The organism is Halobacillus sp. GSS1 (genome assembly GCF_017307035.1).
Classification (GTDB): Bacteria; Bacillota; Bacilli; order Bacillales; family Halobacillaceae; genus Halobacillus; species Halobacillus litoralis.
The window spans coordinates 1-12,422 of sequence record NZ_JAFLHE010000019.1; the positions used below are offsets into that span (position 1 = coordinate 1).

The 12,422-nt window shown below is 44.5% G+C and carries 13 protein-coding genes; 7 read left to right on the forward strand and 6 right to left on the reverse strand.

The window, feature by feature from the left end:
• The first annotated feature begins 107 nt into the window (after positions 1–107).
• Positions 108–1,022 carry a DMT family transporter gene (locus tag J0K78_RS18690; protein ID WP_206948425.1) on the forward strand — a complete coding sequence of 305 codons (915 nt, stop codon included), beginning with the start codon at positions 108–110 and terminating at the stop codon, positions 1,020–1,022.
• Positions 1,023–1,083: 61 nt separating this feature from the next.
• Positions 1,084–2,235, forward strand: a complete 1,152-nt coding sequence (locus J0K78_RS18695) for an AI-2E family transporter (RefSeq protein WP_206948426.1) — start codon at positions 1,084–1,086, stop codon at positions 2,233–2,235.
• A gap of 30 nt (positions 2,236–2,265) precedes the next feature.
• Here J0K78_RS18695 and J0K78_RS18700 read toward each other — a convergent pair whose 3' ends face one another.
• The 3 genes from J0K78_RS18700 to J0K78_RS18710 all read right to left on the reverse strand — a co-directional run bounded on the left by J0K78_RS18700 (position 2,266) and on the right by J0K78_RS18710 (position 4,920).
• Positions 2,266–2,820 carry a cysteine dioxygenase gene (locus J0K78_RS18700; RefSeq protein WP_206948427.1) on the reverse strand — a complete coding sequence of 185 codons (555 nt, stop codon included), beginning with the start codon at positions 2,818–2,820 and terminating at the stop codon, positions 2,266–2,268.
• Positions 2,821–2,839: 19 nt separating this feature from the next.
• A complete protein-coding gene (locus J0K78_RS18705) occupies positions 2,840–3,742 on the reverse strand; it encodes a DMT family transporter (protein WP_206948428.1) in 903 nt (300 codons plus the stop codon).
• A gap of 185 nt (positions 3,743–3,927) precedes the next feature.
• Positions 3,928–4,920 (reverse strand): YeiH family protein, encoded by a 993-nt coding sequence (locus J0K78_RS18710; protein ID WP_206948429.1) that lies wholly within the window; start codon positions 4,918–4,920, stop codon positions 3,928–3,930.
• A 110-nt stretch (positions 4,921–5,030) separates the two neighbouring features.
• Between J0K78_RS18710 and J0K78_RS18715 the strand changes: the two genes are divergently transcribed.
• Both J0K78_RS18715 and J0K78_RS18720 read left to right on the forward strand, forming a co-directional pair.
• Positions 5,031–5,921 (forward strand): LysR family transcriptional regulator, encoded by an 891-nt coding sequence (locus J0K78_RS18715; protein WP_206948430.1) that lies wholly within the window; start codon positions 5,031–5,033, stop codon positions 5,919–5,921.
• 54 nt (positions 5,922–5,975) lie between these two features.
• On the forward strand, positions 5,976–6,449 hold the full coding sequence (locus J0K78_RS18720; protein ID WP_206948431.1) for a GNAT family N-acetyltransferase: 474 nt from the start codon (positions 5,976–5,978) through the stop codon (positions 6,447–6,449).
• Positions 6,450–6,726: 277 nt separating this feature from the next.
• On the opposite strand, the gene J0K78_RS18725 is transcribed toward J0K78_RS18720, so the two are convergent.
• Positions 6,727–7,869 (reverse strand): MFS transporter, encoded by a 1,143-nt coding sequence (locus tag J0K78_RS18725; RefSeq protein ID WP_242517959.1) that lies wholly within the window; start codon positions 7,867–7,869, stop codon positions 6,727–6,729.
• A gap of 167 nt (positions 7,870–8,036) precedes the next feature.
• Here J0K78_RS18725 and J0K78_RS18730 point away from each other — a divergent pair, with 167 nt between their 5' ends.
• The 3 genes from J0K78_RS18730 (at position 8,037) to ytvA (ending at position 10,338) form a co-directional block, all read left to right on the forward strand.
• Positions 8,037–8,885, forward strand: coding sequence for a LysR family transcriptional regulator (locus tag J0K78_RS18730; RefSeq protein ID WP_206948432.1), 849 nt, complete (start codon positions 8,037–8,039; stop codon positions 8,883–8,885).
• On the forward strand, positions 8,882–9,451 hold the full coding sequence (locus J0K78_RS18735) for a nucleotidyltransferase family protein (protein WP_206948433.1): 570 nt from the start codon (positions 8,882–8,884) through the stop codon (positions 9,449–9,451). Before J0K78_RS18730 ends, J0K78_RS18735 begins: the two co-directional genes overlap by 4 nt.
• 80 nt (positions 9,452–9,531) lie before the next feature.
• Positions 9,532–10,338 (forward strand): YtvA family blue-light photoreceptor, encoded by an 807-nt coding sequence (ytvA, locus tag J0K78_RS18740; protein WP_370551184.1) that lies wholly within the window; start codon positions 9,532–9,534, stop codon positions 10,336–10,338.
• Positions 10,339–10,435: 97 nt separating this feature from the next.
• Here ytvA and J0K78_RS18745 read toward each other — a convergent pair whose 3' ends face one another.
• Together J0K78_RS18745 and J0K78_RS18750 are read right to left on the reverse strand one after the other, a co-directional pair.
• Entirely contained in the window at positions 10,436–11,728 is a 1,293-nt protein-coding gene (locus J0K78_RS18745; RefSeq protein WP_206948434.1) for a nucleobase:cation symporter-2 family protein, read from the reverse strand.
• Positions 11,725–12,312 (reverse strand): xanthine phosphoribosyltransferase, encoded by a 588-nt coding sequence (locus J0K78_RS18750; protein ID WP_206948435.1) that lies wholly within the window; start codon positions 12,310–12,312, stop codon positions 11,725–11,727. Before J0K78_RS18750 ends, J0K78_RS18745 begins: the two co-directional genes overlap by 4 nt.
• Between the last annotated feature and the right edge of the window lie 110 nt (positions 12,313–12,422).

The following is a 12,422-nucleotide window of genomic DNA, read 5'->3' on the forward strand; positions in this document are numbered from 1 at the left end:
CATAACCCTTCAGGACTTATTCCTGAAGGGTTATTTTTGTATTGTGCGTTTCCTTTGTATTTGGTAAAGTATAGAAATATTGACATGAGTAGAAGGAGACGAATACGATGAAACTTTACGGGGCATTGATCTCCTTAAGTTTGATATGGGGGTTGTCTTTTGTTTTTATAGAAACATTGATCGATACAGCCGGAGTGTGGGGCACTGTCTTTTTTAGGTGTATTGCTGGAGTTGTGATTCTTCTTCCGTTGGTTTTTAATAAGTGGAGGAAACATCAGCTTCCACGCTCGATCCCGTGGGGAATCCTGATTATCGTTGGTGTATTCAATGCGGGCCTTCCCTGGGGGCTGATTGCCTTAAGCCAGACCGTGTTGACCAGTAATACCGCAGCTGTGCTCAATGCGACCACCCCGATTATGACCGGTCTGATCGGTTTTCTTATTTTTTCGGTTATTTTAAATAAATGGCAGTGGAGTGGGATAGTTATCGGTTTTATCGGTATTCTGATATTGACCGGTTTTGAGTTTGCAAATATCCTACAACCCGATCACTTCATCGGAATTGGGACAATGCTCCTAGCAACCTCATGCTATGGGTTTGTTTCTCATTTCACAAGAAGGTACTTACGTGGATTTGATGTGATTTTTCTGACCAGCATGGCCCTCCTTGTAGGTGCAATAGTCGGCCTTACGGGTATTCTACTGACACAACCTAACCTGTTTGCCTCAATAGGGCCGGATATGGATGTTTCCTTTATGATCAGTGTGATTGGTTTAGGCTGCGTCGGTTCCGGAATCGCTCATCTACTTTTCTATTATATGATCGATCAAGGGAGTGCCGAATTTGCAAGTATGGTGACTTATCTTGTCCCGGTTACCGCTCTTTTCTGGGGTCATCTCCTTCTTGGTGAACCGGTCACAAGTCAACTAATTACCGGACTTGTAGTGATTTTTGCAGGCGTATATCTGTCCACGAGAAAAAAACGTGTCAGTCGTTCATTTGTAGGGAAGAAAGCAAGTTAAGGTTGGTATTTTTGTGAGTATGATAGAATGTGACTAACGATGCAGTTGAGGGGAAATGCTTATGAACCGCTGGGATTCCACACCGGTCATCCGCTTTTTCGGAGGTCGGAAACTTTTATTCATTTTGGGAGTACTTCTGCTGATTGGGTTGAATATTCTCGTTTTTTCGAGTGTAGGATTTATTTTCGATCCTTTCTTAGTTTTTGTTAAAACAGTAGCTTTGCCGTTAATTCTTTCTATTGTCGTCTATTATTTACTGCGGCCAATCATCAACTTGCTTGAATCATGGAGAATTAAAAGAATCTGGGGGATTTTAATCACCCTTCTCGCTCTGGTTGGAATCATCACCATGCTTGTGGTTCTTATCATTCCATTCCTTGAGAAGCAGTTGATCAGTCTGGCTGAAGAATTACCCCGTTATATACAAGATTTAATTAATACCATTGATGAGTGGTTAAGGAATTCAATTTTTTCCGCTTACTATACGAATCTATTTGAAGATGTAGATGGAATGTTGAATCAGATTCCTGATTATATTTCTTCTTATGCCTCTGAGACTGTAGAAGGGATTACGAATATTATTTCAACCGTGACGAACGTAGTTGTAGCGCTTGTGACTTTACCGTTCATTCTCTTTTATCTGTTGAAAGATGGTCATCGTCTTCCCTCATTTATCATTCGTATGTTTCCGCCAAAGGTCCGGCCGGAAGTATCTAGTGTATTCAGAGGCATTGATCATCAACTTTCGGCATACATTCAAGGCCAGATCATCGTCAGCTTTTGTATCGGCCTCATGATGTATATCGGTTTTTTAATTATCGGATTGGATTATGCTTTGTTGCTCGCTGCGATTGCAAGTGTGACAAGTGTGGTGCCATACTTGGGGCCTGTCATAGCGATTACACCTGCATTGATTATATCGATTGTGACTTCTCCGTTTATGGTTGTGAAACTCGTCGTCGTTTGGACGATTGTACAGCTGTTGGAAGGGAAGTTTATATCTCCGCAAATCATGGGTAAAAGTCTGCATATTCATCCTGTCACCATCATTTTTGTATTGTTGACAGCCGGTCATTTATTCGGGATCGTCGGCATCATTTTAGCTATCCCCGGCTATGCGATTTTGAAGGTGGTCGTATCACATCTCTATTATTGGTTTCAAAAGCGGTACAACCGGTTTGTGGAGGAAGAGGATCAATATAAAATCCAATAAAGAAGGAAGTGGCCTCCGCCACTTCCTTCTTTATTTTTGTAATTTGATTTCTTTCAAACGCTGCCGTTGTTCTTCCGGCCACCATGCCCCGCAGTCACTGGATACGACACAGGCAGCGCAGGTTTCGAGATCATAGACCCGCATGCCACGGATGGGTGGAGAATAAACGTGTAGGGTCACCAGTGGTGCTGTACCTTCTCTGCCCATTTTGTGAATTCCTTTTTCAGGAGCGAAAAAGAGGCTTCCATTCTCTTTGAATTCTGTGAAGAGGGGTAAAGGTAATGCTTCGCCATGGGCCTGATAGACCGTTTGCTTTGTCGTCCCATTCATGACTTGAATCCAACCTGTAGACTGGCCGTGATCGTGAGGCGCACACTCGATATCCGCCCAATTCATGACGATCATCTCTACACAATCGTCTTCGTATACCATTTGCCGGTAATAGGGTTTGCCATCAGGGTCCTGCAAATAAGGGGCTAACTCATCTAAAGAGACTCCAAGCTCGATCAATGTTTTTTTCAGTGTTTCGGGTGAGTGTTCATCAAGATTGCTGAACGCTTCTTCGACACGGGTTCTCAACGCCATAGAAATGAAATCCTCCTTATTAAACATGTTTCCTAAACGGAAATCTTCCTTGGACAAGCATCACACCTGCAATGATCAAGAGGCCGCCAAAAAGGGAAGAGGCTATGAACTTTTCATTCAGCAGGATGATGGCAGCGATTAGTGTAGCCAGAGGTTCGAAATAAAGAAAGACAGAGACCTGGGTTGCTTGCATAACCTCCAGTGCTTTCGCCCAATACCAATAAGCGATGGCTGAAACGAAAATGCCTAGAAAAAGCAGGTGGGCCCAGTGTTCGGGTGAAAGGGAAAGTAACTGCTCCATTCCATGGTTCCTGATGAAGAAGGGCAGCGTCAAAAAGAAACCTGTGGTGCTCATATAAAAAGTCAGGACAAGAGAAGGTACAGGGACAGATAATTTCTTTAATAGAACAGAATACACGGCCCAGTTCAATGTGCTCACGATCATGAGTAAATATCCAAGGCTCAGGGAGAAGCTAAAGCTCTGACCGCTCCCGATGGTTGTAATGATAAGAACACCTGCGACGGCAATCGTAATTCCAGAAACTTTCTTAAGCGTAAGCTTCTCCTGCAAGAATATAAAGGACAGAAAGACAGTAAACACCGGCGAAAACGAAATCAGCCACCCGGCATCCGATGCGTGGATAGTCAGCAGGGCCGTGGCTTGGATCACTTGATGAACAAATACTCCAAGGACCCCCAGGATGAGTACATGTGGCAGGTACTTGATATGTATCTTCAATGGGTATTGGAATAGAAGTACCATCAATAATAAAAAGATTGCCCCGATTCCAAACCGGATGACAAGCAGGGAAAAGGGATCCAAACTACCTAAAACGGCTTTAGTTGAAACGAAAGACACACCCCAGAAGGTAATGGAGAGGAACGCATAGAGCGAAGCACCGAATCGTGATGGAGAACCCATAGACCTTGTCCTTTCCTCATCTAGTCTCCCTTCACTATATGCGGGAAAAGGACAAGCATGAGCTTTCGAGCTTCTATTCTATCGTAACAGAACGACTGTGAAGGAGAACTTTTTCGACGAATATTCTAATCATTAGACAGGGAGTGTCGGAGCAATAAAAAAAGCCTAAGGAGATCTTAGGCTTTTCAAACGATCCAGTATGTGAGAAGTGAGAGCAAAATGGATGTCAAAATCAATAAGAGCATCGGCTTTAATGCGCGATGTCTGACATCATGTAAACTTACGCTGAGACCGAGGCCAACCATGGCCATCGTTAAAATGAAAGAAGTCAGGGTCGAGACGGCATTCATGGCTGCTGCCGGAATTGTAAAAATCGTTCCATTCACAAAGCTTCCGAACAGGCTCATGAGGATGAAACCAACAAGGAACCATGGAAAAGTAATGGATGAACGGTTTTCTTCTGTTCCTTTCTTTTTCATAAACCAGATCAACAGCAGACTGAACGGGACAAGAAGAAAGACACGACTGAGCTTGGCGACAAGCGCCATTCCGAGGCCTTCATCTCCAGCAGGTTCTCCGGCAAGCGCTACGTTCGCTACTTCGTGGAGACTGATGCCTGCCCACATGCCATAAGCTTCTGCATCCACCGGTAGAAGCGGGCGGATGAGTGTGTAACCGATGGCGAACAACGTCCCCACTACCGATATCACACCTGCACTGATAGCCGTGTCTTCTTCTTTTGCTTTTAAAATGGGGGTGACGGCGGCAATGGCTGATGCTCCGCATATGCCAGTACCGATTCCGAGGAGAGCCATCATCGATCGGTCAGCATCAAATAATTTGGCTAAAAAGAGCATGAGGCCGATCGCAAAAACGATGACAAGCGTTCCCTTCAATAAAAGAGGAAATCCCTCTTGAAGAATGACATTGATATTTAATTTTAATCCGAACAAAATAATCGCAAGTCGCAATAATTTTTTAGCTGAAAAATGGATTCCTGTGCGCATGCTTTCTGGATACCCGAAAAAGTGACGGTACATAACGGCAAGGAGAATGGCTGTCGCAAGAGGACCGACCTGGTTCAATAGGGGAAGCATGGCGAGTAGAAATCCTACAGCGGCAACGATGGCTGTAAACCCGATTCCTTTTAGAAGAGGTTGGTAAGTAGTGTGGTTCATCGATGCACCTCCTTTGTTTCCTCCATTTATCATACGCCCCGACTAGTTATTCGTAAAATAAAACTTTATAATGTTAATTATAGAAAAAACTGATGATTGGAGCGGTTCTGTTGGATATAGAAGCATTGAAGACATACATTACAGCCATCGACGAAAAGAGCTTTACGAAAGCATCTGCTCTTTTGAATTTGTCGCAGCCAACGGTTAGTGCACATATTAAAAATCTGGAACGTTTCTTTCAAACCTCTCTGATCGATCGTTCACCGAAACATTTTGAAGTGACGCCTACAGGGGAAATGGTTTACCGAAGAGCGAGGCAGGTGCTTGGGTTGCTGGACAAAGCAAAGAATGAGGTCCAACAATTCCATGAGCAGGTAGGAGGGCATATCCATATTGGTGCCAGTTACACGGTGGGAGAATATATTATTCCTTCGATAATAAAAGCTTTTGATGACAGGTATCCAGCAGTCGAAATACAGGTGCGAATTGCTAACTCTAAACGAATCAACCGCGAAGTGCAGCAGCATGAACTTGATTTAGGCCTTGTGGAAGGGAAAGTGACTGAGCAGGGGTTAAGTTCCATTCCATTCATGGAAGATGAAATGGTCGTAATTGTTCCTGAAACCCATCCTTTGAGAAAGTGTAAAGAGGTCTCTTTTCAAGACTTGCAGGATCATACGTGGATTACCCGTGAAGGAGGCTCGGGAACAAGGGCTATGCTTGATTATATGTTGGAATCATCAAACATCCGCCCGAAGAAGACGATTACAATCGGAAGCAATCATGGGGTCGTCCAAGGAGTGAAGGAAGGTCTGGGGCTTTCTTTTATTTCAAAAACGGTGGTGGAACATACGGACGCGGCGGAATTGATCATAGACCTTCCTTATATCCATTCGACCACCCGGTCCTTTTCCATTGTCACCCCCTCTAATGAGGAGGAAATTACGGAAGATGCCCAAGTCTTCATTCAGCACGTCATGAAATTGTATGAATTGTCATAAAACCATTACATCCATGAGGAGAAGACTTTGTTATGATGGAAGGGAGAGGGAAGTTTGGTTTGGTTCATCGAACGACTGCAGAAGGAAGATCTTTGCCATGTGGTTAGGATGGTCAGAACATCAATCTTGAACATACCTCCCAGGTATTACAACCATGAGCAATTAACAGCCTGGGCGGAAGGGATGAAGGATCACCCTCGTCTTCATCAACGCTTTCTTGATGCGTACTCACTCGCTGCAAAGGACGATTACGGGAACGTCATAGGCTTCGGAAGCCTTGTAGGGTCTCACATTGATTTTTTATACGTATCCTCTGAGTGGCAGGGGAAGGGGATGGCTGCTCAAATGCTCTCCCTTTTAGAGGAGCAGGCGGCGCGAGAAGGTGTGGAGGTGCTCACGACCGAAGCGAGTGCCGTTGCGAGACCTTTCTTTCAGAAGCAGGGGTATGTGATCAAGAAGGAACAGGTGAAATGGATTCGAGGAATATCGATAAAAAATGTGCAAATGTTTAAAAAGATGCATAAGTAGTAGGAACTACGGGTATCGTCTTTTATAGAAAAATTGAAACGTTTGTACAGTCCCGTTCGTAAGGAAGATGGATGTGATTCTGTGCCAAATCTTATTTCAAATACTGAGGTGAAAAAATGAAGAGACTAGACCAGATTGTCGACTATTTGAAGACGCTGGGAGTAGAGGTCGAGAAGGTATACCGCGCACCGAAGGAAGAGACGAGATAAGCAGAGCTGAATAACACCACTCGAGGTATGCTCCTACATAGTGAAGCATACCTTTTTGCTGGGCGTTTTTAAGCCGACTTTGTGATCTGTTTGAATCCCGGCTGTTGGGATTGGAAATGTGCCCAGATGACCCCGCCTGTTACTGGAATGAGCAGGCAAAGAAAAACGGCAGATGCTCCATGGGAAGAGGCAAGGACACCGAAGACAGGCCCGGTCACGACAACTGATGTTTGATTGCAGAGCATTCGCAGGCTGGACATGCGGCCATGGAAACGGGAATCCGTGGCCATTTGTTGCACAGACTGCAAAAGAGCACGCACAAACGATGTACCTATCCCAATGAATAGAAAGCCGAGAAAAGCCACAGGAGCAAGGGTGGTAAAACTGACGATTGCAAGACCTGAAGCAGTCAGCAGGAGTGACCAGACGCCGATGCGGTTCTGACATTTTGCCCACCACCATGTTCCGATAAGTCCAGCAAAAATACCGCCGATGGAGAACGTGCTGTCGAGCATTCCATATACGAGCGCCGACTGATTTAAATGTGCACTCGTATAGACGCTCAAAAATCCAAGAGTCGTATGGAAGGTGAGCTGTCCGAGCATAAGCATGACGAACAAACCATAAAGCATCCGGTTTTGATGTACATAAATGAATCCTTCTTTTATCTCCATCCAAAAGGAAGAAGAGTTACGGTGACTTCTTTCTTCGATTGGTACGTAACGAATCATTTGTATAGTGGCTGTAGCTCCTATATATAAGAGGACGACGAAAAACAACCCCATTTCAACGGAAACGATGCCTGCTAATAACCCGCCAGCCGCCGCCCCCGCTAAACTTCCAGAAACCGTAGCTGACCCGGACCAGGAGAAGATCTTAGGGAGGGCGTCTCTCGCAAATACTTCAGCCACTAGAGCTTGTAAGGACGGGCGGAACAATGATCCAGCCGTTTGCATGATCATATGGGCGGAAATCATCAGCCATGGATGTTCAATCCCTCCCCAAAATGCACCCGTTAATAAAACCAAACAGATGATGCTGATGATCCCCGCCAGAACCGCAAGTTTTTTTCGGTTGCCGCGGTCGACCAGAACTCCAAAAATGATGTTTGAAAACAGCCCTGGAAGGAATCCGAAGCTTACGAACAATCCTGTGTATAAAGCATCTTCCGTCCATTGATATAAAAACCATGTCATGAGGACGAAGTACATCGCACGACCACTCTCTTATAAGAAATATCCACTCATCAGTCTACTTGTATTCGCTTTGTTCATGTTCATCCACCCTCCATTCAACTTAATCGTACTCTTTTTTTAGTGATTTGGATAATATTACATTATAATAAAAGGTGATAAGGATTCTTTATGGGGGGATGTCAGTGAAAATTGATGATTACCAGCTTCTGATTGATTTGAATCAATATAGAACGATTCGAAAGACGGCCAAATCTATTTTAATCTCCCAACCAGCGATCACACAGCGTTTAAAATACATAGAAGAACACCTGGGAGGGCAGATTTTTCTCCGTACATCGAAAGGCTTGCTTCCAACGCCTTTTGGAGAAGTTGTCCTGACTCATGCAGAGCATATGCTGGAGCAGGAAACTGTATTGAAAGAGAAACTGGCACAAGTGGAAGGGAAAGTAGCGGGTACGCTCTCGATCGGTGCTTCTTCCTTATACAGCCAGCATTTTCTACCTAATATTCTGCAATCGTTCACCACAGCATTTCCGGAGGTAACCATTGATCTTGTCACAGGTGTAAGTGAGGAAATACGACAGGCCTCCACTTCTTTTCATATTGCCATTGTAAGGGGGGATCCAATCGCAGACTATGAATCCATCCATCTATTGAGTGATCCTCTTTTTCTCTTAGATACGGTAGATATAGGAAAAGAAGAGCGTCCCCTCATTGAATTCAAGAGTGATCCGGGTTTTCAAAAGCTTATGGAAGCTTGGATGGTGACGGGGCCCGGCATCTTGGTCAAACGTTCAATCAAGGTCGACCATTTTGAAACTGCCAAACAAATGATGAAGCGAGGGCTGGGAATGACGGTCCTTCCTGAAAGCATTATTAAAGAAGAAAAGGAGGCATACAGTTGTCTGCCTCTTGTTAAGGAAGGCCAGGCGATCGTCCGTGAAACCTGGGCATGTGTGAAGCCGGGTGGCAGATCTTTGCCACAGGTTGAGGCATTTGTAGAGCACATTCAAAACGAGGTGAGGGAATGAATCGCAGAGAAAAACAGTTGCTCGCGGTGATTGAAGAGTGGACTCCTTATGTCCGTCCACTCTTCGATGTTGCACAGTCGTCTGCCCACGAGTGCTGGGTCGGTGCTGGTGTAATCACTCAAAGCGTATGGAACTATCAATTCGGTTATCCAGCCGATTATGGTATCGGGGATGCAGATCTCGTCTATTTTGACGATTCCGGGACGCTTGAAGAGGAAAAGAGTTTCGAAAAACAATGGAATGATGATTGTAAGGGCCTGCCTTTTTCTATTGATGTAACGAACGAAGCCCTTGTTCACCTATGGTATGAGGAAAAGTTCAATCAGCCGATCCCCCCATACACATCAGTCCATCATGCCATTGATACATGGCCTACGACCGCTTCCTCTGTCGGGGTTATGCGAAAGCGGAATGGTGCATATGAAATTTATGCTCCTTTCGGTTTAGAGGATTTGTTCCAAGGAATCATTCGTCCGAATAAACATTTGATACCAGAAGAAGTTTATTGGAATAAGGCGGAGAAGTGGAAAAAGCGCTGGCCTGAGCTTACAGTTCTATCTTGGTAAGAGGATGTCACTTGCACGATTGGTCGAATTCATTTTATTATTAAAGTAATTCATTCCAATCTTGAAGGGGATGTTCTACCGTGTCGGAAGAGCTCATGTTTGCCAGATTAGAAGAGATTCAACAAAATGAATTTATAAAAGCGGCGATCGACCATGTTGGTGCTGGAGTCGTTATAACGGATCCAGAGCAGGAGGATAACCCGATGATTTACTGCAATCAGGGATTCCTGGAGCTTACTGGTTATGATCGGGAGGAGATTTTAGGACGAAATTGTCGTTTCCTGCAGGGGGATGAAACAAACCCGAAGCATGTCGAGAGACTTCGTGAAGGACTTTCTAACCAAACGCCGGTGCAAGTAGAAATAAGAAACTATCGCAAGGACGGTACGATGTTCTGGAATGAATTACATATTTTTCCGGTATACATCAAGCAAATGGATCAGGTGTATTTCGTTGGCGTTCAAAAAGATGTGACAAAGCGTCGGGATCAGGAAGAATTGATTGCGCATTACTTGTCAGAGGTGAAAAGATTATCGACGCCGATAGTTCCTGTAGAGGACAACATCTCTGTGCTCCCGCTTGTTGGTACGATTGATGATGACAGGCTTCAGCAGATGCTGGAAGCGGTTAGTCACCATGTGAAAGAAACGAAAGAGGATTACTTAATTCTGGACATGTCTGCTGTTCACTCTTATAACGAAGGGGTTCATATGGGCATCTATCAGATGAATCAGCTTCTTGATCTAATGGGAACAAAACTTGTTATCACAGGTATTAAACCATCCTTTGCTATTCAAAGTGCCCCGTACGCAGATTTTAGTGAGTTATCGCTTCAGACATACGCCACAGTAAAACAAGCTTTGAATGTGTTAAGAGAACAAATTTAGAAAAAAGCGCTGACCAAACATATATGGTCAGCGCTTTTATTGATTCAGGACTGGAGTGGACTTCCAATATCCAATATATGTATGACCTGGTCAGGGACTAAGCACTCTTTTCATGTAATAGGTGAACTTCTTTGGTCTTGCGTGTAGGGAGCATATGGAAGACGATGTTAAGCACGATCGCCGTCAAGCTGCCAGCAACGATTCCGTTACTCGTAAGGATTTGTACACTTTCCGGTAGTTTAGCAAACAATTCAGGAACGACAGTGACCCCTAACCCCATGCCTACTGAACAAGCGACAATCATGGAGTTATCATGAGATTCGGAGATGACACGGCTGAGCATTTTAATGCCTTGCGAGATGACCATTCCGAACATCGCAATCATCGCACCGCCTAACACAGCAGTAGGGATGATGGTCGTAAAGGCAGCAATTTTCGGAATGAATCCCAGGACAATTAACATACCACCCATAATGAATATAACGCGTCGGGATTTCACGCCTGTCATATGCATGAGACCGACATTTTGAGAGAAAGCAGTGTAAGGAAAGGCATTGAACACGCCACCGAATAAAATCGCTATTCCTTCGGCGCGATAACCACTGGCTAAATCTTGTTCATTTAATTTCTTCTCTGTCATTTCACTTAATGCAAAGTAAACACCAGTCGATTCAACAAGAGATACCATAGCCACTAAGATCATGGTTAAGATGGCAGACCAATGAAAAGTCGGTGTGCCAAAGTAGAATGGCTCGACCATATGGAAAAAGCCAGATTCTTGGACGGCTGAGAAATCGACCCTCCCAAAGAAAGCAGCGACAAGAGTGCCCCCTATAATACCGGATAGAATGGCGATTGAGCGCATGAATCCTTTTGTGAACCGATATAGAAGAATAATGAATAAAAGCGTTCCAAAGGAAAGAGCAAGGTTGCCAGGAGACCCAAAATCTTCAGCCCCCTGGCCACCGCCCATGTTGTTGATGGCAACTGGAATTAATGTAATTCCGATTATCGTTACTACGGTCCCTGTAACGACAGGTGGAAAGAATCGAACAAGTTTTCCGAAGAAGCGGCTGATCAGGATGACGAATAATCCTGAAATGAGAATGGATCCGTAAATAGCGGAGATCCCATACTGACCTCCGATGGCGATCATCGGACCGACGGCTGTAAACGTACATCCTAGGACGACAGGTAGACCGATTCCGAAATAACGGTTACGGACGACCTGCAGAATGGTCGCCACCCCGCACATTAGAATATCAATGGCGACAAGGTATGTAAGTTGTTCAGAATTCAGTCCAAGAGCTCCACCGACAATCAATGGAACGAGGATTGCCCCGGCGTACATCGCCAGCAAATGCTGAATGGCTAAAGCCGTTGTTTTCATGAGGATACCTCCTTTGATTCAAACGTGATCGTATTGTCTTCAAGTGATGAAAGGGTGGCCAGGGATTCTACTTTTATTCCTTGGCGGCGTAAGAGGCGTCCCCCATCTTGAAACCCTTTCTCTATCACAATCGCTACACCGGCAATCGATGCTCCGGATTGTTCTACAAGGTCAATCAGCCCTTTCGCAGCCTGCCCATTCGCGAGAAAATCATCGAGGATCAGGACGCGATCGGTCTTCGACATAAAATCTTTCGATATGGAAATTTCATTCGTTTCCTGTTTCGTAAATGAATGTACCTTTGATGTGAAAAGGTGATCTTTCATGGTCAATGATTTTCTCTTCCTCGCAAAAATTGCGGGGACACCCAGGCTTAGTGCTGTCATTTGAGCGGGAGCGATACCTGAGGATTCTAATGTCAGCACCTTGGTAATCCCCAAATCTATGAAACGTCTCGCAAACTCTTCTCCAATTTCTTTCATGAGTACAGGGTCTATTTGATGATTCAAAAAAGCATCAACTTTAATGACCGAAGGAGATAGGACTTTACCCTCTTCTAAAATTTTCTTTTTCAACTGATCCATATCCAGCACACCTTTCTTGAGTAGGTATTTATGTAACAAAAAAGCACGAAAAGCTTGTTTCCTCTATGGAAAGCAAGTCTTTTCGTGCTGGACGTAGACAAAGACAATGA

Bases quoted from the DNA above. Each gene is read 5' to 3' on its own strand.
- J0K78_RS18710 (WP_206948429.1), bottom strand. From the start codon at position 4,920: ATGAACCACACTACTTACCAACCTCTTCTAAAAGGAATCGGGTTTACA.
- J0K78_RS18750 (WP_206948435.1), bottom strand. From the start codon at position 12,312: ATGGATCAGTTGAAAAAGAAAATTTTAGAAGAGGGTAAAGTCCTATCT.
- J0K78_RS18700 (WP_206948427.1), bottom strand. From the start codon at position 2,820: ATGGCGTTGAGAACCCGTGTCGAAGAAGCGTTCAGCAATCTTGATGAA.
- J0K78_RS18690 (WP_206948425.1), top strand. From the start codon at position 108: ATGAAACTTTACGGGGCATTGATCTCCTTAAGTTTGATATGGGGGTTG.
- J0K78_RS18695 (WP_206948426.1), top strand. From the start codon at position 1,084: ATGAACCGCTGGGATTCCACACCGGTCATCCGCTTTTTCGGAGGTCGG.
- J0K78_RS18725 (WP_242517959.1), bottom strand. From the start codon at position 7,869: ATGTACTTCGTCCTCATGACATGGTTTTTATATCAATGGACGGAAGAT.
- J0K78_RS18735 (WP_206948433.1), top strand. From the start codon at position 8,882: ATGAATCGCAGAGAAAAACAGTTGCTCGCGGTGATTGAAGAGTGGACT.
- J0K78_RS18705 (WP_206948428.1), bottom strand. From the start codon at position 3,742: ATGGGTTCTCCATCACGATTCGGTGCTTCGCTCTATGCGTTCCTCTCC.
- J0K78_RS18745 (WP_206948434.1), bottom strand. From the start codon at position 11,728: ATGAAAACAACGGCTTTAGCCATTCAGCATTTGCTGGCGATGTACGCC.